This window comes from Acinetobacter sp. V91_7 (assembly GCF_031799075.1).
Classification (GTDB): Bacteria; Pseudomonadota; Gammaproteobacteria; order Pseudomonadales; family Moraxellaceae; genus Acinetobacter; species Acinetobacter calcoaceticus.
In genome coordinates this window covers 15,546-36,317 of the sequence record NZ_JAVQNT010000030.1, presented here as the reverse complement: position 1 = coordinate 36,317, position 20,772 = coordinate 15,546, and the positions used below count along the sequence as shown (strand labels likewise).

At 41.3% G+C, this 20,772-nt stretch carries 15 protein-coding genes and 1 pseudogene; 3 read left to right on the top strand and 13 right to left on the bottom strand.

The annotated features are described in order from the left end of the window. Nucleotides 1–136: 136 nt before the first annotated feature. From RMB03_RS05825 to RMB03_RS05805, 5 genes are read right to left on the bottom strand one after another with little or no spacing between them, the layout of a single operon-like run. Nucleotides 137–766: a molybdenum cofactor guanylyltransferase gene (locus RMB03_RS05825; protein ID WP_127492232.1), complete on the bottom strand. Its 630-nt coding sequence runs from the start codon at nt 764–766 to the stop codon at nt 137–139. Beyond that, nucleotides 763–3,543: a molybdopterin-dependent oxidoreductase gene (locus RMB03_RS05820; protein WP_311074600.1), complete on the bottom strand. Its 2,781-nt coding sequence runs from the start codon at nt 3,541–3,543 to the stop codon at nt 763–765. The genes RMB03_RS05825 and RMB03_RS05820 overlap by 4 nt, the downstream gene beginning before the upstream one ends. 18 nt (nt 3,544–3,561) lie before the next feature. After that, nucleotides 3,562–5,184, bottom strand: coding sequence for a nitrite reductase small subunit NirD (gene nirD, locus RMB03_RS05815; RefSeq protein WP_005046594.1), 1,623 nt, complete (start codon nt 5,182–5,184; stop codon nt 3,562–3,564). Between the two features lie 14 nt (nt 5,185–5,198). Then, the gene (gene nirB, locus RMB03_RS05810) at nt 5,199–7,745 is read right to left on the bottom strand and encodes a nitrite reductase large subunit NirB (protein WP_270902221.1); all 2,547 of its coding nucleotides are present in this window, start codon (nt 7,743–7,745) and stop codon (nt 5,199–5,201) included. 11 nt (nt 7,746–7,756) lie between these two features. Then, entirely contained in the window at nt 7,757–8,098 is a 342-nt protein-coding gene (locus RMB03_RS05805; RefSeq protein WP_003652244.1) for a hypothetical protein, read from the bottom strand. A gap of 386 nt (nt 8,099–8,484) precedes the next feature. Here RMB03_RS05805 and RMB03_RS05800 point away from each other — a divergent pair, with 386 nt between their 5' ends. Together RMB03_RS05800 and RMB03_RS05795 are read left to right on the top strand one after the other, a co-directional pair. Beyond that, a complete protein-coding gene (locus RMB03_RS05800) occupies nt 8,485–9,075 on the top strand; it encodes an ANTAR domain-containing response regulator (RefSeq protein WP_003652246.1) in 591 nt (196 codons plus the stop codon). Continuing rightward, nucleotides 9,076–10,098, top strand: a complete 1,023-nt coding sequence (locus tag RMB03_RS05795) for an ABC transporter substrate-binding protein (protein WP_311074595.1) — start codon at nt 9,076–9,078, stop codon at nt 10,096–10,098. Here RMB03_RS05795 and RMB03_RS05790 read toward each other — a convergent pair. Together RMB03_RS05790 and RMB03_RS05785 are read right to left on the bottom strand one after the other, a co-directional pair. Then, nucleotides 10,095–10,214: a hypothetical protein gene (locus RMB03_RS05790; RefSeq protein ID WP_311074593.1), complete on the bottom strand. Its 120-nt coding sequence runs from the start codon at nt 10,212–10,214 to the stop codon at nt 10,095–10,097. The two genes, RMB03_RS05795 and RMB03_RS05790, sit on opposite strands and share 4 nt — an antisense overlap. A gap of 326 nt (nt 10,215–10,540) precedes the next feature. Then, a pseudogene (locus tag RMB03_RS05785) lies at nt 10,541–10,741 on the bottom strand (hypothetical protein); the annotation flags it as partial. Between the two features lie 130 nt (nt 10,742–10,871). Between RMB03_RS05785 and RMB03_RS05780 the strand changes: the two are divergent. Next, entirely contained in the window at nt 10,872–13,061 is a 2,190-nt protein-coding gene (locus tag RMB03_RS05780; RefSeq protein ID WP_005039934.1) for a TonB-dependent receptor, read from the top strand. A gap of 370 nt (nt 13,062–13,431) precedes the next feature. On the opposite strand, the gene RMB03_RS05775 is transcribed toward RMB03_RS05780, so the two are convergent. Genes RMB03_RS05775 through RMB03_RS05750 form a run of 6 tightly spaced genes read right to left on the bottom strand, consistent with a single transcriptional unit; the run spans nt 13,432 to nt 20,763 of the window. After that, nucleotides 13,432–14,055: a GNAT family N-acetyltransferase gene (locus RMB03_RS05775; protein WP_311074590.1), complete on the bottom strand. Its 624-nt coding sequence runs from the start codon at nt 14,053–14,055 to the stop codon at nt 13,432–13,434. 21 nt (nt 14,056–14,076) lie between these two features. Further along, on the bottom strand, nt 14,077–14,703 hold the full coding sequence (locus RMB03_RS05770; protein ID WP_311074588.1) for an RraA family protein: 627 nt from the start codon (nt 14,701–14,703) through the stop codon (nt 14,077–14,079). Continuing rightward, entirely contained in the window at nt 14,688–15,566 is an 879-nt protein-coding gene (locus RMB03_RS05765; RefSeq protein ID WP_311074585.1) for a (2Fe-2S)-binding protein, read from the bottom strand. Before RMB03_RS05765 ends, RMB03_RS05770 begins: the two co-directional genes overlap by 16 nt. Continuing rightward, nucleotides 15,544–17,451 (bottom strand): IucA/IucC family protein, encoded by a 1,908-nt coding sequence (locus RMB03_RS05760; RefSeq protein WP_311074583.1) that lies wholly within the window; start codon nt 17,449–17,451, stop codon nt 15,544–15,546. The genes RMB03_RS05765 and RMB03_RS05760 overlap by 23 nt, the downstream gene beginning before the upstream one ends. Nucleotides 17,452–17,464: 13 nt before the next feature. Continuing rightward, on the bottom strand, nt 17,465–19,300 hold the full coding sequence (locus tag RMB03_RS05755; RefSeq protein WP_311074581.1) for an IucA/IucC family protein: 1,836 nt from the start codon (nt 19,298–19,300) through the stop codon (nt 17,465–17,467). A gap of 11 nt (nt 19,301–19,311) precedes the next feature. Next, on the bottom strand, nt 19,312–20,763 hold the full coding sequence (locus RMB03_RS05750) for a DHA2 family efflux MFS transporter permease subunit (RefSeq protein WP_311074579.1): 1,452 nt from the start codon (nt 20,761–20,763) through the stop codon (nt 19,312–19,314). Nucleotides 20,764–20,772: the final 9 nt, after the last annotated feature.

Here is a 20,772-nt window from a genome sequence, read left to right as displayed (position 1 = left end):
TTATTTTTATGCATATGGATGGAACTAAAACAACAAGTTCCAAAATAGAACTTATATAATAAATAGTCAACGGCACAAATATTAAAAACGTTTTTCGCACGACCAATGTAAGGTTAAAAGCTATTCAAATACATCGTTAATTTGCTGTAAAAATTTCTTTAAATGCGGTGATTTGTTTGTATTGCTGAAGCTCATCTAGAGAATTGATGCTATGAAAAAATAAATTTTGTTTTTGAAATATGGCGACTTGTGCATGTAAAAGCTTAAAGCACTCTTTCAAACTTAAGCGTTGTTTTTCAATTTGCTCTGTTATCGTGATTAGACTTTCACGCTTTAACAAACAAAATGGGTACAAGGCATCTCCATTAATTGACACATAAGCCGCTTGAGCTTGTTTATTTTTCCTAAGTGCACTGTGTAATTTGGCAATGACTTGTGTTGGTACATAGGTCACATCACAGGGAATAAACAAAACATAATCTGCTTCTACATGTGACCACGCACTTTTCATACCCATCAGTGGGCCGAAAAATCCAGAAGCATCGTCTTGAAAACATTTAATATCTGGCACAATACTTTGATAGATGGAGTAGTCGCGATGACTATTCACCCAAAGTTCAGATACCGATGATCTTAATTTCTGATGAATTTTAAGAAGTTGGGGTTCACCATCAAATTGCTGCAACAACTTATTTAAACCGTTCATACGGCGGGCTTGTCCACCCGCCAGAATGACCAGATCAGTTACGGGATATCCCTTATTCACACTTCCACCTCCTGTTGGCAAGCTTTAATCAGGCCACGGATTTCAGGTAAACATGAACCACAGTTTCCACCTGCTTTTAAACAAGCAGTGACCTGTTTTTCATGGGTAATGTTTTGTGTTTTTATCGCTTCAATAATTTTATTCTTACCTACTTTAAAACAACTACACACTAAAGGCCCATCATTATTAGTAGCCGACATCGGCATACCCGCTAGCAAAGCTTTGCGGTGTAAGGCACTTAAACGTTCGCGTTTAAACAGACTCGCTACCCAGTCACGGTCTGGCAATAAATCTGGCGGTGCAATATATAAGCTTGCAATTACAATGCCATCTTTCAAAATAACGCTATGGCTCAGTTGTGAAGAGATATCTTCAATACTTAACCATTCAAAAGTTTCATCAGCAAATGGTAAGAAATTTTTCAGGTTCTTTTGAGTATCATGAAAAGTTTGGCGGTCTGCAAGTTCATAACGGTTGGTTTTAACCATTTTGACCTTAGTCCACCATGCACAGTGATGTAGCGATTGTTGGATATGCGAATCATATCCTTCCCGAACATAGAGCACACCTTGCCAAGTGGTATAGAACGGCTGAATGGTGACAGGCGTATGTTTAAACTCAGGTTCACCAGAAATTGCATCAACTTCTGGGTTAACCACTTTACCAATGCGGGCGTCGGAGGCAACTTGTTCAGTCCAGTGAATCGGTGCAAAAATTTGCCCACGACGTACACCCGATGAGAATGTCACACGTAGTACACAACTGCCCCACTTTGAACGAACTTCAACCAAACCTTGATCACGCACACCAAACTTTAGCGCATCGCTCGGATGAATCTCACAGAATGGTTCTGCGCGGTGACTAGTTAAGTTTGCTGACAAGCCCGTACGGGTCATGGTATGCCACTGATCACGAATACGGCCAGTATTCAAAATGAGTGGATAGTCTTCTGAAACTGCATGAACCGGATCAATTGCGACCGTTGGAATCAGTTTTGCCTTCGCATTTTTATAGCTAAATTGGCCCTTGCCAAACAGTTGCTGAACGGCTTTAGCATTTTGGGTTTTATCCCACACTGGCCATTGTAGAGGTTGCAGAGCATCGTACTCAGCAGCATTTAAGTTCATCAAACCTTTAAGGTTAAAATAACGAAAAATACTACTTTCTTCACGCGCATCTATATCTACATTATCTTGTGCAGATAGTGCCGCATGCTCATTAAAGATGTCACTAGGACCCGCAAAGTCAAAACCATTAAAGCCTAATTTTTTCGCAACTTGGCTCACTGACCACCAGTCTGCTTTTGCTTCACCTGGAGCAGGTAGGAAAGCACGCTGACGAGAGATACGGCGTTCAGAGTTAGTTACAGTACCGTCTTTTTCTCCCCAACCTAAAGCAGGAAGTAAAATATCAGCATATGCTGTCGTATCGGTATCTGCACAAATATCTGACACCACGACCAGCTCGCATTTTTCTAATGCACGTTTGACTTGGTCTGCATCAGGCAAACTCACAACAGGATTAGTTGCCATAATCCAGATGGCTTTAATTTTTCCTGATTCAACAGCACGGAACAAATCAACTGCTTTTAAGCCCGCTTGATTAGCAATGAATGGGCTATCCCAAAAGGTTTGCACGACTTTTTGATGCAGTGGGTTATCTAAATCCATGTGAGCTGCTAGCATATTTGCCAAGCCACCCACTTCTCGGCCACCCATCGCATTGGGTTGCCCTGTCATTGAAAACGGTGCTGCGCCCAGTTTGCCAATTTTTCCAGTGAGTAAATGACAGTTAATAATACTATTGGCTTTATTTACACCCTGAGTGGATTGATTCACACCCATTGAAAATAGGGTTACCACTTTTTCTGTCTGAGCGAATTTCTCAAAGAACTGCTGTAACTTATCTAGTGCAATTCCTGTCCGCTTTGCCACATACTCCATATCAGTTTCTGGCTGACTGCTCGCCAAAACTTCTTGTAAGCCTTCGGTATAGGTATCGACAAACGCCTGATCGGCATGACCATTTTGATATAAGTATTGAAATAAGCCATTAAACAAGGCGACATCTTGACCCGGTAAAATCGGCAAATGTAAATCAGCTTGTTCACAGGTACTGGTAAAGCGTGGGTCAATCACTACCACAAACATATCTGGGTTTTGGCTCTTTGCCTGCATAATCCGTTGATAAAGTACCGGATGACACCATGCAGTATTGGAACCTACCAATACCACCATGTCTGCGTGTTCAAAATCTTCATAGCTTGCTGGTACAAGATCTTCACCAAAGCTACGTTTGTGTCCAGCCACCGCTGATGACATACAAAGACGTGAGTTAGTATCGATGTTGGCTGTACCTAAATAGCCTTTTACAAATTTATTAACGACATAATAGTCTTCGGTAAGCAATTGTCCTGAAACATAAAAGGCGATGCTGTCACGACCATATTTGTCGATACACGACTGAAATTTATCGGCAATCTTATCGACTGCATCGTCCCATGTAGTTACAGTCCGATGAGACTTACGTCCCATCATTGGCTGTAAAACACGTGTTTCTAACCCCAAAGTATCCGCAAGTCGGCTACCTTTAATACATAAGCGTCCAAAGTTGGAAGGATGCTCCGCATCCCCCTCAACCTGAACCACAGGCCCTTGAGGTTTTTGTTGAACGTGTACACTGACACCGCAACCAACACCACAATATGGACATGTTGTTTTAGTTGTTTTTGCCACATGATCGGAGCTATCGATTTCAACGCTTGGAATACTGTTCATAACTGCTCCTTTCCCTATTTAGCCTGCATTTTTTAATGCAAAATCTCGACCAAATAACAGTTTATTTCTGAATGAAGAAACAGGGGTTTGATCTGCGATTAACTCTGCATACCACATACCATCTTCAGTATCACCAAACAATACTGCACCAATTACCCGATCGCTTTGAATGATAATGCGTTTGTAAATCTGGCGTTTTTCATCGTTTAGGATAATGTCTTCATAATCATCTTTAGGTTCAAAATTACCCGCAGAGAATACATCGACACCACTGACTTTTAACTGAGTTGGTACAGTCGGCGCCTTAAAGGTCAAACTACCATGCTCAGCCAAGTGCGTCGCACAGATAAAGGCTTGGCCCCATAATGGCTCAACCAGACCAAATGTTTGCCCACGGTGTTCAATACACTCCCCCACAGCATAAATACTTGGGTCAAAGGTTTGCATAGTGTCATTCACCAATACGCCACGGTTACAGCGTAAACCCGCACTTTGTGCCAAGCTAATATTTGGTCGGATACCAACTGCAAAGACCACAAGGTCAGCATCTAAAACAGTACCGTCTTTTAGTCGAATCTGTTTTACATGACCATTTTCATCACCTACCAATGCTTCTGTATTGGCTTCAGTAATAATATTAATGCCCTTTTGTTCAATGCTATGACGCAGTAACTGACTCGCACGACCGTCGAGTTGACGCTCCATAATACGGTCCATTAAATGCAATACGGTCACGTTCATACCGCGTTGCTTTAAACCGTAAGCTGCTTCCAAACCAAGTAAGCCACCACCAATCACCACTGCATTGGTTTTTGAACCGCAGTACTCAATCATGGTGTTAACGTCATAAATATCACGGAAGGTTAAAACACCTTTTAAATCCACTCCTTGGACTGGTGGAATAAATGGCGCCGAACCAGTTGCCAAGATCAAACGGTCATAATCAACTGTTTGTTCCTTTTCGGTGTAAACCACTTTACGTGGGCGATCAATTTTTACAGCTTTGTCGCCTGCAATAAATTTGATACCTTTGTCGCTATACCACTTTGGCGGGTGCAGCATAATGTCTTCAATGGTTTTTTCACCAGATAAAACTGGAGATAACATAATACGGTTGTAGTTACCCCAAGGTTCTTCACCAATCACCGTTACTTCATAACGATCTGGTGCCATGTCGAGTAAATCTTCTAGGCAACGCATACCTGCCAAGCCATTACCAATCAGTACTAGTTTAAGTTTGTCTTGAGACACACCTGTATTGGTAATATAAGTTTTTTGTGGCACGGGGTTGATCAAAACACGACCATCAACAATTTTGCTTGGATAAACTGAAAGTTTCTGGTCTTTATCTTCTAAACAGCGACCAGTAGCCAAACTAAAGTGTTGTTTATAAATCGGTGATGCGATCACACGCTCACCTTGTAAATCACCAATAATGCCGCGGCTCATGACATTTGCTTGGCTAAACGGATCTTTATTGCTTAACACATAAACGCGTTTTTCATGTCCAACTCTGAAGATTGCAACTGCTTGATCACCTACTAACGCGCCTGCGCCAGTGTTTGGGGTTAAATCATCTAGTGCACACACATCAATCCATTCGCCATCAGGAAGCATATTTTTGTCTTGTACAATATTCATAGAAATTCTCCTGCTTATGCTTCAACCATTGGAATACGGTCTTCTGAACGCTCAACGTCTGTTAATGGTCGGATTTGGCCACGTTCAGTCGTAAATTGAATGTGTGGATCGGCCTGTTCATTTGCACTTGCATTGATATAAGTTTGGAAGCGTTTACGAACTTCAGGATTTTCTACCGCAGTACGCCATTCATCTTGATATGTGCCAATCACATGTTCCATACGGCGCTCAAGCTCAGCAGCCAACCCAAGAGAATCATCAACCACCACAGATTTAAGGTAGTCCAAACCACCTTCCATGTTGTCGCGCCATACGCTGGTACGTTGTAAACGGTCTGCGGTTTGGATGTAGAACATATAGAAACGGTCGATATAACGAATTAGTGTCTCTTTATCGAGGTCAGATGCAAGCAATTCTGCATGACGCGGTTTCATACCCCCATTACCACACACATAAAGGTTCCAGCCTTTTTCAGTCGCGATAATACCTACATCTTTACCTTGTGCTTCCGCACACTCACGTGTACAGCCAGACACCGCCATTTTTAATTTATGTGGTGAACGTAAACCTTTGTAGCGGTTTTCTAGTTCAATCGCTAAACCAACCGAGTTGTCTACACCGTAACGGCACCAAGTACTACCGACACAAGATTTCACGGTACGTAATGACTTACCGTATGCATGACCCGATTCAAAACCAGCAGCATTCAATTCTTCCCAAATGAATGGAAGCTCATGAACTTGTGCACCAAACATATCGACACGTTGACCACCAGTGATTTTGGTATACAGATTATATTTCTTGGCAATTTGACCAATCGCAATCAAACCATCTGGAGTCACTTCACCGCCAGCCATACGCGGTACGACCGAGTAAGAACCATCTTTTTGGATGTTACCCAAGTAGTAGTCGTTACTGTCTTGCAGACCGGCATGACTTGGTTCAAGTACGAAGTCATTCCAGCAAGATGCCAAAATATTTGCTGCAGCAGGTTTACAGATATCACACCCTAAACCATGACCATGTTGATCAATCAAATCATCAAATGTTTTGATTTCATTAACACGAACCAAGTGATACAACTCCTGACGAGAGTACGGGAAGTGTTCGCAAATGTGGTTGTTAACGGTTACACCTTGACGTTGTAACTCAGATTTCAATACTTGAGTCACTAATGGTGCACAACCACCACATGCCGTTGCTGCTTTGGTGCATTTCTTCAATGCACCTAAAGAAGTCGAGCCATCGCTAATCGCTTGGCAAATGTCTGCTTTTGATACGTTGTTACATGAACAGATCGTCGCGCTGTCCGGAAGTAAATCTACACCGCTACCACCAGATTTACCTGCTGATTGCTCAAAGCCCGGCATGATTAAACTTTCAGGTACTTCCGGTAAATCCAGACCGTTTAACATCATTTGTAAAAGGTCGTTATATTCTTTGGCATCGCCCACTAAAACTGCACCAAGCAATTTAGTTTTGTCTGCATTTACAACAATCTTTTTATAAACCAGTGCATGCTCATCTGTATAGAAGTAGCTTAATGCACCCGGAGTCATGGCATGCGCGTCACCTACAGATGCAACATCAACACCCATCAATTTCAACTTGGTGCTCATATCCGCACCAGCAAAAGAATTACATTCTTCATCTAGCACATGTTTCGCTGCAATACGTGCCATGTCATAGCCCGGTGCAACCAAACCGTAGATTTTGTTTTGCCAAAGCGCACATTCACCAATTGCGTAAATGTTGCTATCTGAGGTTTGACAGTAATCATTAATCACGATACCGCCACGTTCACCAATCGCCAGACCACTGTTACGTGCTAACTCATCACGTGGACGAATGCCTGCTGAGAATAAAATGATATCTGCTTCAAGTTCACTACCATCAGCAAACTTCATCACATGTGTTGTGCTATCACCGCATTCAATACATTGAGTGGCTTTTTGTGTATGAACTTTTACACCCAAATCTTCAATTTTACGGCGTAGAACTTTACCACCCAAGTCATCAATTTGAACTGCCATCAAACGTGGAGCAAACTCAACAACGTGCGTTTCCAAATCTAGGTCACGTAATGCTTTGGCTGCCTCAAGACCGAGCAAACCACCGCCAATCACCACACCAGTTTTAGCATTCAAGCTCGCTGCACGAATCGCATCTAAGTCTTCAATGGTACGGTAAACAAAGCAGTTTTCACGGTCATTACCCGAAATTGGTGGAACGAATGCATACGAACCTGTTGCCAACACCAATTTATCATAGCTAATCACATCGCCATGATTGGTTGTTATTGTTTGTGCGGCAGTATCAATTGCAGTTGCTTTGGTATTTAAACGCAGGTCTATGCCATGAGCATCAGCAAAGTCAAAACGAGCTAAAGATAAATCTTTTGCCGATTTCCCCGAAAAATATTCAGTCAAATGTACGCGGTCATACGCGATACGAGGTTCTTCCGCGAGGATAGTGATTTCCAGTTCATCATCTGCTTTTTCTAAAATGGCTTCGATGAATTTGTGGCCCACCATACCATGACCAATCATTACCAATTTCATAGTGTTTCTCCTCAAATCACGTTGCTTTTAAGCTGCGTTATTGCGTTCTCAAATAGACGTTGTTCTTTTGCTTTGTGCTCTACCGAGAAGCGAATCAACATCACGAAGCATGTAGCTGCTTGAAACCAATTTTTTTCACTCGTTGACGACGCCCAATGCACAGCAAAGTCATAAAAAGAAATAAAAAAAGCGAGCCCCCTCATAGAGAAGGCTCGCATCGCTGGAACTGAAAATTTAAATAATTCAGATGTAACTTTTTTATGCAATAAAAATAAAGACATGACCTTCACTCCGACTGAACGTAACTTCTTTGTGTGTACGGTTGCACTCACAAACTCGATCAGAACGGACATCGTTGGCCGTCTTTAAAACTCATGGTCGTCTTCGACCTGCAATTAAGTAAGCATTTTGCATGCCAATATTTTAAAAAATTAATAAGATAATATTTTTTATATTTAATTTCATATAGATAATGATTTTTAATGTATACATAAAGAATTACGTCTTATTTTGCATGCTCTATCACTGCACACTTATATGGTTTAAATAAAAATACGCCTTGCTACAAAATGAATCGTATTTTTGCACCAAGATTGATCAGCCCCATACTTTGGCATGCTAAAGTGCCATTAAAGCTCGATTTTTTCTTTAGTTTTCGATGGCACTAATCTTGCTTAAAAAACTGATAACAAAAAACGCGTCGAATTGGCGCATTTTCTTAGCCTGATTTTCTGAACTTATGCCAAAACTCAAAATAGCCCTTATTGATGATGATCATGCGCGAGCCGACTATATAAGAAAAAGTCTGCTTGAAAATGATTTTGAAGTGGTCGCTTGCCTTACTTTGGACCACTTGAATATCTTTCGCCTCGAACATTTACAAGCTGATGTGATCTTGCTTGATATGGACCATCCTCACCGTGACATTATTGAAAGCTGTGTCAGTAGCTATGACCTTCCTACCGTTCTGTTCACGAAAAATTCAGATAAAGACACAATCAAACAAGCCATAGATGCGGGGGTGACTGCTTATATTGTTGATGGCATAGACCCTGCCCGCTTACATACCATTTTAGAAATCTCTATTGAGCAATATAAAAAACACAAAAAACTCGAAGGGGATCTAAAAGATGCTCAAACTAAACTCGCTGATCGTAAAGATGTTGAAAAAGCCAAAGTTTTACTTATGCAACTCCATGGCCTTCCTGAAGATACAGCATTCCAGCTGCTCAGAAAAAATGCCATGAGCCACCGTATCACGATTGGAGAAATGGCGCGGCGTTTACTTGACGCCCAAAAATTACTTGGCAATCAACTAAAGGATGAATAAATGAGCACAATAGAAAAGACTCAGTTACAACTCGGCTATATTCCTTTGCTTGATTGTCTTGCATTGCTTTGGGCAAAACAAAGAGGTTTCTTTGAAGAAGTAGGGCTCGATGTTACTTTAGTTAAAGAAGCTTCATGGGCAAGTCTTCGCGACCGCCTTGCTTTTGGTTTATTAGATGCAGCTCACTGCTTATCTGCAATGTTACCTGCGGCCGCAGTAGGATCAGATCAAATTGGTACACCACTGCAAACCTCGCTAGTTTTGAGTGAAAATCGTGCATTTATCAGCTTAAGCCAAAAATTAACATATCAACTTAAACTTCAAGAAAATGATACAGCTCAAGTAACGGCGCAAAAAGTGGTGCATTACATTGAACAAGGTCATTCCCTTTCTTTAGCACATGTGTTTAAGCACTCCATTCATCATTATTGTTTAAGAGAATGGTTAGCTTTAGCAAACCCTGAACTCGCTCAATCGATTCAGCTCAAAACCTTACCACCACCTTATATGGTCGAAGCACTAGATAAACATGTGATTGATGGTTTCTGTGTTGGAGAACCTTGGAATACTCAAGGCGAGCTTCTCGGTTTAAGTAAAATGATTTGCTCAAGCCAGAACATTATTCCACCTGTGGCTGACAAGGTTTTAGCCGTAACGCAAGAATGGGCTGAACAGCATCCACAAACGCTGGTTGCACTCACCGCTGCAATTATGAAAGCTCAGCAAGAACTTAGCGCACTAGAAGATTTTGCTCCAATTTTAAAATTATTGGTCGAATTTGGAATTGTTCGTTTTCATTGCTCAGAAGAAGTGCATGTCGACAAATACTATATGATTCAGAATATTGTCCGTCATTTGGTAAAAGAAAGCGCTCTTCCGAAAGTAGAAGACTTTTATTGGCTCTTTCAGCAAATGCAGAAGTGGGATGACCTTCAGCTAGACCAAACGCAAATCAATGCACTGGGTCATAAATGCATCAATCTTGCGGCTTATGAACAAGCTAAGCAGCTTAATTTCGTCTAACACGCCCTATCAATCAACAAAAAAAAGCTGTCTTTTATATAAAAGGCAGCTTGAAAGACCCATAAGACAAAATGCGAAACACGCATTACTATACTTTTTGGACTCAATTGATCCATTTAAAATATAGCGCTTATGGACATGATCATATCCATCTAAACGTATCATTTTCAGACATTTTCATATCAATAACTGACACTTGATCAAAATCCCTCTCTTAATAATTCTTACAATTCAAACTAATAGCCAACGTACTGTTGACGTGGCTGTAAATTATTTGGCTTGTGAATCGTAGTAGTTGCTGAGATTTGGGGAAACTAAACAGCTTTGAACCACGCTCATGGCGATACTTACATCCAGTTAAAAATTTGAATTATATAAATAATAAAAAAGCTGGTGATAAGTGAAAATTAAACACTCAGCACCAGCTTTTAGCTAAAATCAATTAATAATTAAAAGTATAACTCAAACCAAAGGTACGCCCTTGTGCCCGCATACTAGACACAGGTGAGAAGGTAATTTCTGACTGCTGGCTATAAACTATGCGATAGTCTTTATTCCACACGTTATAAATTCCAAAATTCACTCGCCCCTTATAAGCTGGAAAATTCACTAGGGCGTCCATAATCGCATGACCCTGTATTTTTAGGGGGACTTACCATGTTAAATAACCAATAAAGATTTTATATCCATAATAGTAATGACTACTATTTACATCTGTAATGATAATGAATACTATTTGCATCAATATTAATACTTACTAATTGGGAATAACAATGCGCTTGTCACACTTCAGTCTTTGCTTCCTTACAACAGCAATTTGTACCCATCTTTATGCCGATGGTTCAATTAAAACAACTACTGAATCACAAAATGCTGAAGCTAAACTTCCGACAATTGTGATAACAGCGACACGTACACCCAAAAGCATTTCTGAAATTGCGGGAACAGTTCAAACCATTTCTGCTGATGAAATTGCGCAACAGGCTGGTCCAGGTCGTAAAGTTGCAGATGTTCTGGCACAACTAATTCCATCTTTAGCACCAAGCAGTGGAACGAGTAGTAATTATGGTCAAACTATGCGTGGACGTAATGTACTGGTGATGATTGATGGCGTATCACAAACGGGCTCACGTGATGTAGCACGTCAGTTGAATAGTATTAGCCCAAATATGATTGATCATATTGAGGTAGTTTCAGGTGCGACCAGTATCTATGGTTCAGGTGCGACTGGCGGAATTATTAATATTATTACCAAACGTGCTGACAAGTCTAAGCCTGTTAGCTTTCAAACAAAATTAGGTGTGACATCGGCCGATAATTTCCGCGGTGATAGTCTGGCTTATCAAGTTGGCCAAACGGCTTCATTTTCAAATGATAAAGTCGACGGTTTTCTTGGCATAGACTATACCAATCGAGGTTCTCAATTTGATGGTAATGGGGATCGTATTTCATTAAGCCCTTGGCAGGGTAGCACTATGGATACCGACACCATTGATGTGAATGGTCGTGTTAACTTTAATTTAACAGATAATCAGACTCTTAGTTTTGGTACTCAGTATTATAAAGATGAGCAAGATACAGAATATGGACCTGATTATTCTTATTTACTCACAAAAACAGATCCATCTTACAAAGCTATCAAAGGTTGGAGCTTAGATAATCAGCCGTTTACTGAACGTTATGCTTTTAATACACAGTACCAAAATCAGGATTTCTTAGGTCAAGTTCTGAATGTGGAAGCTTACTATCGAAAGGAGAAGTCACGCTTTGTACCTTATGGTTATTCAGCTGACGGTGTTAGTGTAAAGCAAAGTCAATCAAATGTGGATTATGCAGGTATTCGTTCAACTTTACAGTCTGATCTTGTGGTTGCTGACCGTGATTTAAAACTAACTTATGGCTTAGACTACGACTGGGAAAAAGATCATCAGTGGGCGGACTACTACATGCCAAGCAATAATGGTTTAGTTTATACCCCAACTGGAGAAAAACAAGGCTCAGGACCAGATACTGAAATTCAGAATATTGGTACCTTTATACAAGGGGACTATGCAGTAACAGATCAGCTTAATATTCAAGCTGGAGTGCGTTACCAATATGTTCAAGCGGACACAGACAGCTATTTAACTGCACGTAAGCCATATACATTAATGGCTGCAGACTCTACAGATTCAGATAAATTCCTGTTTAACCTAGGTGCTGTCTATAAACTCAATGATGCTCAGCAAGTCTATGCTAACTTTTCACAAGGCTACAGTTATCCAGATGTGCAACGTGTATTACGTGATGTTGCAGCATATACCTTAACTACGTCTGGTATTGCTCCGATCACTGTGAATAGCTATGAACTAGGCTGGCGCTTGAACCAAGATAAAGGTTTAAATTTGGGCCTAACAGGTTTTTATAATACTTCTGATAAAGTCGTTCAATTTAACTCGGATCGTTCTGTAAATGTTGTTGATACCGACCAGCGAATTTATGGGGCTGAAGCAACAGTAAGTTACCCATTCATGGAAAATTATAAGGTAGGTGGGACTTTAGGTTATACAAGAGGCCAGTACAAGGATGGAGCCAATAATTGGCATGAGTTAAATGCTTTTGCAGTTTCACCAATGAAAGGTACGTTGTTTGCCGAATGGAATAATACGGCAGGCTATGGTGTACGTGCTCAAATGCTTGCGATCAAAGGAACTGATAAAGCTTATAAAGACGATCTAGAGTTAAAATCAGCTGGACTGAGTGATAGTAATAGCGCAGCAGAGATTAAAGGTTATACAACCATGGATGTATTAGCACATTTCCCTGTGGCGAAAGGTCGTGTGGACTTTGGTGTCTATAATCTATGGGGAAATCAATATAAAACTGTATTCGCTCAACAAGCAGCAGTAACCAATGCTAACTCATTGTTAGCAATCCCAGCCGAAGGTCGTACTTTTGTGCTAAGTTATACTATAAATTATTAAATTTAGAACTGGGAGAGACTGTTCTAAATTTTCTAAAATTAACGTAATATGCCTTATTATTTAATAAAAAGTCCAACCTTAGTGTCTGGACTTTTTTAATGATTTGTCACGTTTAACGGTTAATTATCAATCAATTTTTCACAATTTCATGTAGCCTCTCTTATTCTATTAGAGAGAAATACAGATATTAAAATTCGACTTTTTTTAACAGTCTGATTTAGGTTTTCCCAAAAAAAACTTGCCCCTCTTTCTTTAATCGATCATGGATTAAGATGGTATGTAAGAGCATATGATTATGAAAAATGATGCTGTATATCAAACTGGTCCTGACTATTTGAGATAAAAAATTAAGTTGTTGATTTATTATATTTTACTGTACTTTCATTTCTGATTCATTTAGTCCATCACGTTGCCGACAACTTCCACAGCGTGAGTAAAATTCATTTCGATAACAATGATATAGAACTGCTGTTTTTTCTAACATCTTTATTTTTTTCTGCGCTTGATAAGCAATATCTTCTGCAATATAGGCATAAGATTTTACATTTTCATCCGGCTCACCCACTATTCTACTGGCAGTTGAATTTTCAAAAATAAAATAACTCATCATGCGCATAACAGCTCTGAAATGCCCTTGCCCCAGCACATGTTTTTCACCAAATAAAATATGCCAGCCCAGATCAGAGTCATCAGCATCATAATAAAGCGCCAGCCGATCACGCTTGGCTTCATATATCTCAAGATAACCAACATCAGTATGTTCAATCGTAATAATAAATAACCGCTGATGATCATCACAAATCATCTTTTCAAAATAAACTGCCAGTTCAAGCTCCGGTTTATTTAGCTGCCACTGGGGAATCACATGAGGTTCATGCATCCATTTATACAATAATGGAAAATCCTGCGGGAGTTGCACAGCCCTTAATCCATAGGCTATTCCTCTTTCCTCGTAATGAAACTCATCCAACAGCTGTGAAGATAATGTCATCATAAATATTTCCTCAATTCAATTTTATGCAGATGCAGTAAAGTGGTAATAATCCTGTGCTGAATGTTCGCTAAAAAACTGATCCCGTTTCTGCCGTTCTTGGATTTCCATTTGCTGAAACTGCTCGATATGATGGCGGGCAATATCTGGACTCAAAATAAATACACCATCGGCATCTCCAACCATTAAGTCGCCTGAAGAAATACAGGTATCTCCCATCTGTATTTGCTGGTCAAACTCCACCACACACTCTCCCTGCTGACGTGTAGTCAGACAACTGACCGATGAAGCAAAAACGGGGACCTTCATGTTTCTTAAGGCAGTTACATCCGTTACTGCACCCAATATGATTACAGCGGCAAGCTGATGATATATGGCAGCGCGATGTCGCTGTTCTCCCCAGCAGGCGCGATGTTCCAACTGACGTGCATCAATGACCAGTACATCACCCGGTTGGCTGTTCAGCAAAGCCTGACGCAGTGCCATACCATTGACTGAATGCAATGTAGCCGTACGCACTCGCCCCACAGCATGCCCAATTTGGTTAATCGCATGAATCTGTGGTAAATGCCCTTGGTCCAGTACATGACCAATGGTTGAGCTGGCAATACCTGCATAGCTCTGGATTAAATTATTTAAGTGGTCTTGCATGAGTATTGACCTCTGTGTTCATCCTGTCTCAGTAATGGACAGCTTGCACAATATTCTTTCTGTGCTTCAGGTAACTGAAAATAAAAGCAGCATTTTTTACGTTGATAGGTCGTGGACGATTGCTGTCGACTCTGATCCAGTAGATAAAATGGGTTCTGTTTTAGGCCCAGATCAGCTGCAGGTAAATCTATCAAAAACTGCCGTTGAAACTGGATACGGCTGAGGAAAGCTTGGTTCCCCCCTTTTCTGTTCATCATGTCGTAAAATTGCAGAATTCGTAATGCAGTATTTTCCCACAACAAAAATTTCTGTACTTTCCCTATACGGGTGAGGACATCAAATAACTTTTGCAGGTCATCCAGTATAAATCGCACATATCCTTCAAAAGATTGCTGTTTTCTACTGACGCCATGCTGTAATTGAGGCAGATTAATCAGATGCAGTGTTCTGTCCCAATACCAGTCAGGAGGCAATACTGTGGAAATACAGGATATTTCCCATGGCAAATCAATTTCCTCAGAAGTCAGTGCATAAAAATATGGGAATAACAGAGGAACAGCCCAGTATTTAATGAACATGGATGTAGTGCAGGTTAAATTCACTGCACCCACACGGGAACCAAAATCATTTAATGCTGTCAGACATGCAGAGGGATTTAGCAGATCTGTAAAACTCAGTATCTGCTGGCCCTCTACAGGCAGCACATCAAATTGAATATTCAGGCGTTCAGCCAGCAACTGCCTAAGTACTGGTATATCAGATTCTGTCATTTTAAAATCACACCCAATATTCAATACTGCAATCTTTGACTGCACGCCTGAGTTTTCTCTATTCATGAAATTAAACAAAACTCCTGAATACATTCGGTACAGTTCCCATACTGCTTGGCATACTTCCCACCCGATTATCTTGCTCAAGTAGCGGACGGATCAGTTGCTTATATGGCCACAACTCACTATCAAACAGGATATGCTTTAATTCAGCGCGGGCCGTATTCGTAAATGGCACATCATCCAGCGCTTGCTGTAACTGCTGAGCCAATACGCGCCATAAATCCGCTGAGTCAACCTGATAGAACTCTGCAACAGTCTCCAAGATACTGGCCAGATTGACCTGTATACCGAGTGTCTGCAGATAGAGAATCAAACTTTTCACGCTGTCGTGATACAACGTAATACGAAAATCATGTGGGCTCAGGTACTCAGGATCAGGCAGGCCCTGCTGCTGCATCCACGGCTGATAAATACGGACAGAATCATGGTCGCGGAGCATGAAACCAGCGAACTGCCCCTGTTCCAGTACAATACAAATATTTTGACCATGAATTTCGCCCATCAGACCAAGACGGAACAGGCGCAAATTTACCTCAAAGAAATCACGGCATAATGCAGCAAAAGTATTATAGATATGCTGTGGTGTAACATTTAAATTCTGCCATTTTAGAATCAAATCAAATACACATCCCTGCCCATCCATCAGTTGCCCTAAGCTAGCCATAGGAATAATCTGATAAGGTGCTTGTAACAACTCAGCAGGAATTCTACGGCGCTGTGCAGCGAGATGCATCGGTCGTTCGTTGAACAGCATTAAATTATCTGGCGTTAAATTCTCCTGTTGTTCTGGAAGATAAGCCCACCATTGATTTTCATCGCATAACCACAGACGTCTTTTCAATACCTCATCTTTTTCCTTAGCAAGCTGCAACAGTTGCTGATTCTTTTGCCCATTGATCATTTTTACAATTGGTAAAAAACGCAATGAACCCAGTGACTTAACCGCAAGTGGCAATTTCAGACTATCCTGTGGCTGTGTCGCTGAAAGAAGGCTTCTTAGTGACGAACTGGCGTACCAGCCGCCAGACTGGAACGCTAAGGGGATAATATCCTTATGGCGCAACTCTTCAGAAAATTTGTCGGACAGCACATGCTTGAACTGCCACGCATGTAGGGGAATCGCCAAATAACCATCCCCCAACGCTTTTTCATCACATTCCTGTTTCAACATCAGGAACTGTTCCGCATTCAGAAAAATACGAGCAGGTTGCTGCCTGCTGATCTCGGTAACATCCTTTCCATAGACCAACTTTTCTCTATTTACTGCAACCCAGTGAACATTCATATCGTGAGCAAATTCAGGACTGAAATACTGATATTCATCAGGACTAAAACCGTCCTTTAATTTGGCCAGCGGATGATAGGGACGATCCCGCAAAGCGGCATACTGCTCCAGCTGTATAAATAAGTCTGCAGGATGCTGCGTTAACCAATCTGAAGAGGACAATTGATGTTGCTGAGACAATTCTGCATGCAGCATTGCCTGTTTTAAATCTGCACGAAAATCTGCCAGTTTTGATGTATCAGCAGAGTTGAAGCACTGTAATTGCTGCATGAAGTCAAATAACTGCAATGCACTTAGTTTCTGAACATGATAACCCTGTACTTTATCCATGCTAAGCTTACAGATCGATGCTCCAACATGCATCCAACGCTGTTTCAAACCCTGTTTCAGCGATAGAATCAAGCACTCCGTCTGCGCAGAATTAAATAAAACTGCAAAATGCTCCCCAGCTGTATAACTGTCGAAAAGTGTTTCAAAGCCATGCTGAAATCTTTGTCTGCATAGGCGTTGAGCCTGATCCTTTGTCAGGATCTCCGATTCTGAAATATATTGCTCAGCAAGTAGACTATTGACCAAATCCATCAATATCTCCTGCCCTGAAACGGCAGGTGAAAATACCATGGTATTCATTCGTTTATCTCCCCTAAACAAGCTGACGGAAATGGAACAGAGGGTTATTGACATAACGCATCTGTACATCACCATCACCGAATAAGCGGCGGCGGGTTAGCGATTCAATACAATATTGCTCTGCAAAGACATCAAACACTGCATAGCGTGACTGGTGTTCAGGATATTGCTGCTGAAAATGATGAATAATATCTGCTGCTTTTTGCCAGAAGACCTGCTCACTAAAGTCAAGCTGCTGTTGTAGTGTTATGGCGATATCACTCAATGCAACAAAGAATAGACAAGCGCAACTAAAATCCCGCACTGCATTTAGATCATCCGTGAGGATAAATGACATGCGATTAGCTTTCGCATGTTCCGCGGGTAATGCATGCAAGGCCGGAAAAGCTTCTGGATGGGTCAGATGATCAGGACTGAAGCGTACCCCATCATGAAAATCCTTTAAAATGATCCGTACTGGCCAGCCATTACGATGAACCAAAATAATATTCTGCCCATGCGATTCAGTTCCAATTCCTTCAGCAAAGAGTAAATATAGAATTGGCTGAATGACCACAGACAGCAATTGCCCAACCCATGCGTCCACACCATACTGATCCAGCCAAGGTGCGATCAATAACTTCCCATCCTGCTGAACATGACCAATTCCATTCAGAGGAATAGCGTCTTCACCAGATTTTAGATACTGCTGAACACTTTCACGCCATAGACTGGCAATAGTTCCATATGCCTGCTTGGCATGTGATGCAGGCAGACGAGTAAAATCCACTGCTGAGGCATGTACTTCCCCAAGAATATCAAAATCCAATTTTTGGGCAATTTCACTGTTCTTTTTTAAACCCTGTAGCCAATCTGTAATTAGCGGCCCATTCATTGCTGTATGTGTCGCCAATATCCGTGAACTTGAGGTATTTGTCAGACTCATGGACATTTTGATATAAGGCTTTTCAGGATGTTGTAAATTGGTCAGTGTTCTCAGTGACTGCTGAGCAATATAGGTATATTCACCTCGTCCCAGATAAACAATCTTCTGTTCAGCAATTTCCTTAAAGAACACATGCACAATAGTATTTTCCCATTGCCATGGATGAACTGGTAACCAAATATACTCATCTGCATTTTTTTGCTGATCCAAAACCTTTGTAAACTCTTGCTGATCCTGTTCAGTCAACTGCTGCTGCAGGAAATCATCCGCATTTAAATGACTGGATGCGTTATGGGAAAGTATGGACTGATGTACTGCAATCCACACCAGATGAATAGGTTGTGCATATTCAACCCCATATTTCAGATTATCCTGCAGATTAAAACCCACTCGGGATTTATAACAAGGATGATAGGGATGGCCATCCATCAGATAGGTTTCCAGCACATCATAACTATATTGTGCTGCTGGTAGTGCATACTCATTCTGGCAGTGCTGAGACTGCACATCATGAATAAAAGTTCGCTTCAATTCACTGATAAAACCATCAATCTGGGCTGCCTGTGGAATACTTCGGATGACCTCATCAATCACTAAATTCAACTGTGCAACCGTTTTCTGACCCTGATAATCTTCACGGATAACATCTGTAGCATTCATGCGTACTAGCCCAAAACTGAGATGTCGCTGTCCTGCAGCTATGTAACGTACCGATTGCCCCTGTGGATTGATCACATTTATATAAAAAACACCATCCTCAAACTGGGCTGGAATCACCTCTTCATAAATCAATGCCTGTAGCAATTGTTTGATCACACGCTGTTCAACTTTTTTCATCGTGGCTTGATCAGGCTGCTGCCAAGCCAAAGTGCTTGCATTCACAGAATGTGTGGTCGTAGAAAGTGCTGGATTTAAATTACCCATTATTTTTACCTTTATTGATTTTGGACCAAAACGTCCGCTTGCTTTTGACTCGGAAACTTCCATGCAGCGGGTAATGCCAACAGCATCACTCCTGCACAGATCAAAAACAGTTCCCGTATTGCATGAATTTGAGCAATTGCGAGTTCTGGTGAATATGAAATATTGTGTGTACGAATTTGCAGATAGAGTGCAGCAATCACGACAGCAATTGCAGCGCAGATCCGCCGCAGTAAGTTATTAACAGCTGCTCCCTGAGTTACCAGTTCCTGATCTTCAAGACTATTTAACCCTGCTGTTGTCGCTGGCATATAGGACAAACCAAATCCCAGCCCATGCAAGATCATACAAAACATCAGGGATATAACATGTGTGCCAGGAATCAATGCCAGACCAGCAAATGCAGCAACAGTCAACAGAAGACCAAAACAGATTAATTGTCGGGCACCATGTTGATCGAGATATTTACCCGCCCATTGACTACATAGACTGGTGGTCAGTGCACTGCTCATCAGAATCAGCCCTGTCCACACTGGATTGAGTTTTAAAGTATTCTGTAACAGTAGTGGGATCAGGAGTAAGGTAATGAACAGTCCGATGGTATGCACAACTGAAATAATGACACTGTAGTTAAAACCACTATTGGTAAATAGTTGCCAGTCAATTAAAGCATTGGGCTTATTACGACTGAACAAGAAAAAGCCGCAACATGCCGCAATACCTGTACTGAACAACAGCAGAAACTCAGGCGTTTGGATGTCACTCAACTGCTGAATTCCACTCAAGCTGAGCAGCAACGCTACAATACCCACAGCAAGCAGTACAAAACCACTCCAGTCAAAACGCAACAATTTCACATTAGTCTGCTGTGACGGCAACCACCTTAACCCCATCACTAATGCAAAGATCGCCAGCGGAACATTCAATAAAAACAACGCCTGCCAGTTCCACCACACCAAAACCAGTGCACCCAGCATGGGTCCACATGCCAAAGTCAGCATGATCATGGCACCCCATAGCCCTGTAGCAGCACCCCGCTGCGCAGGCGGAGTTACTATAAATATAATTCCCAGAGACAATGGGATCATTAATCCACTTGAAAAGCCTTGTAAGGCACGAACCAGCAGTACAGTTTCAAAATGCTCTGCAAAAGCACCATACAGCGAGCTCAAACCAAAGACTATCAGCGCAGTCAGATATACCTGACGTTTACCAAATCGCTGACTCAAATAACCTGTGAGCAATAAACTCAGGCTCATACTCAGCAGAAAAATAACCATCACCCAGCTGACTGCTGTTTCATTAATCTGAAAATCATGCATCAACTGAGGAATAGCGGGGTTAAAACTACTGTTGTTTATACTGACGGTGCCAGTCCCCAACATCACACAGATCATCACCCGACGTTGTAACCCTGAAGATACAGGATTTTCTGTTTGCAACAGTGGTTGTGGCTGTTCAGCCATCTCCTGTCC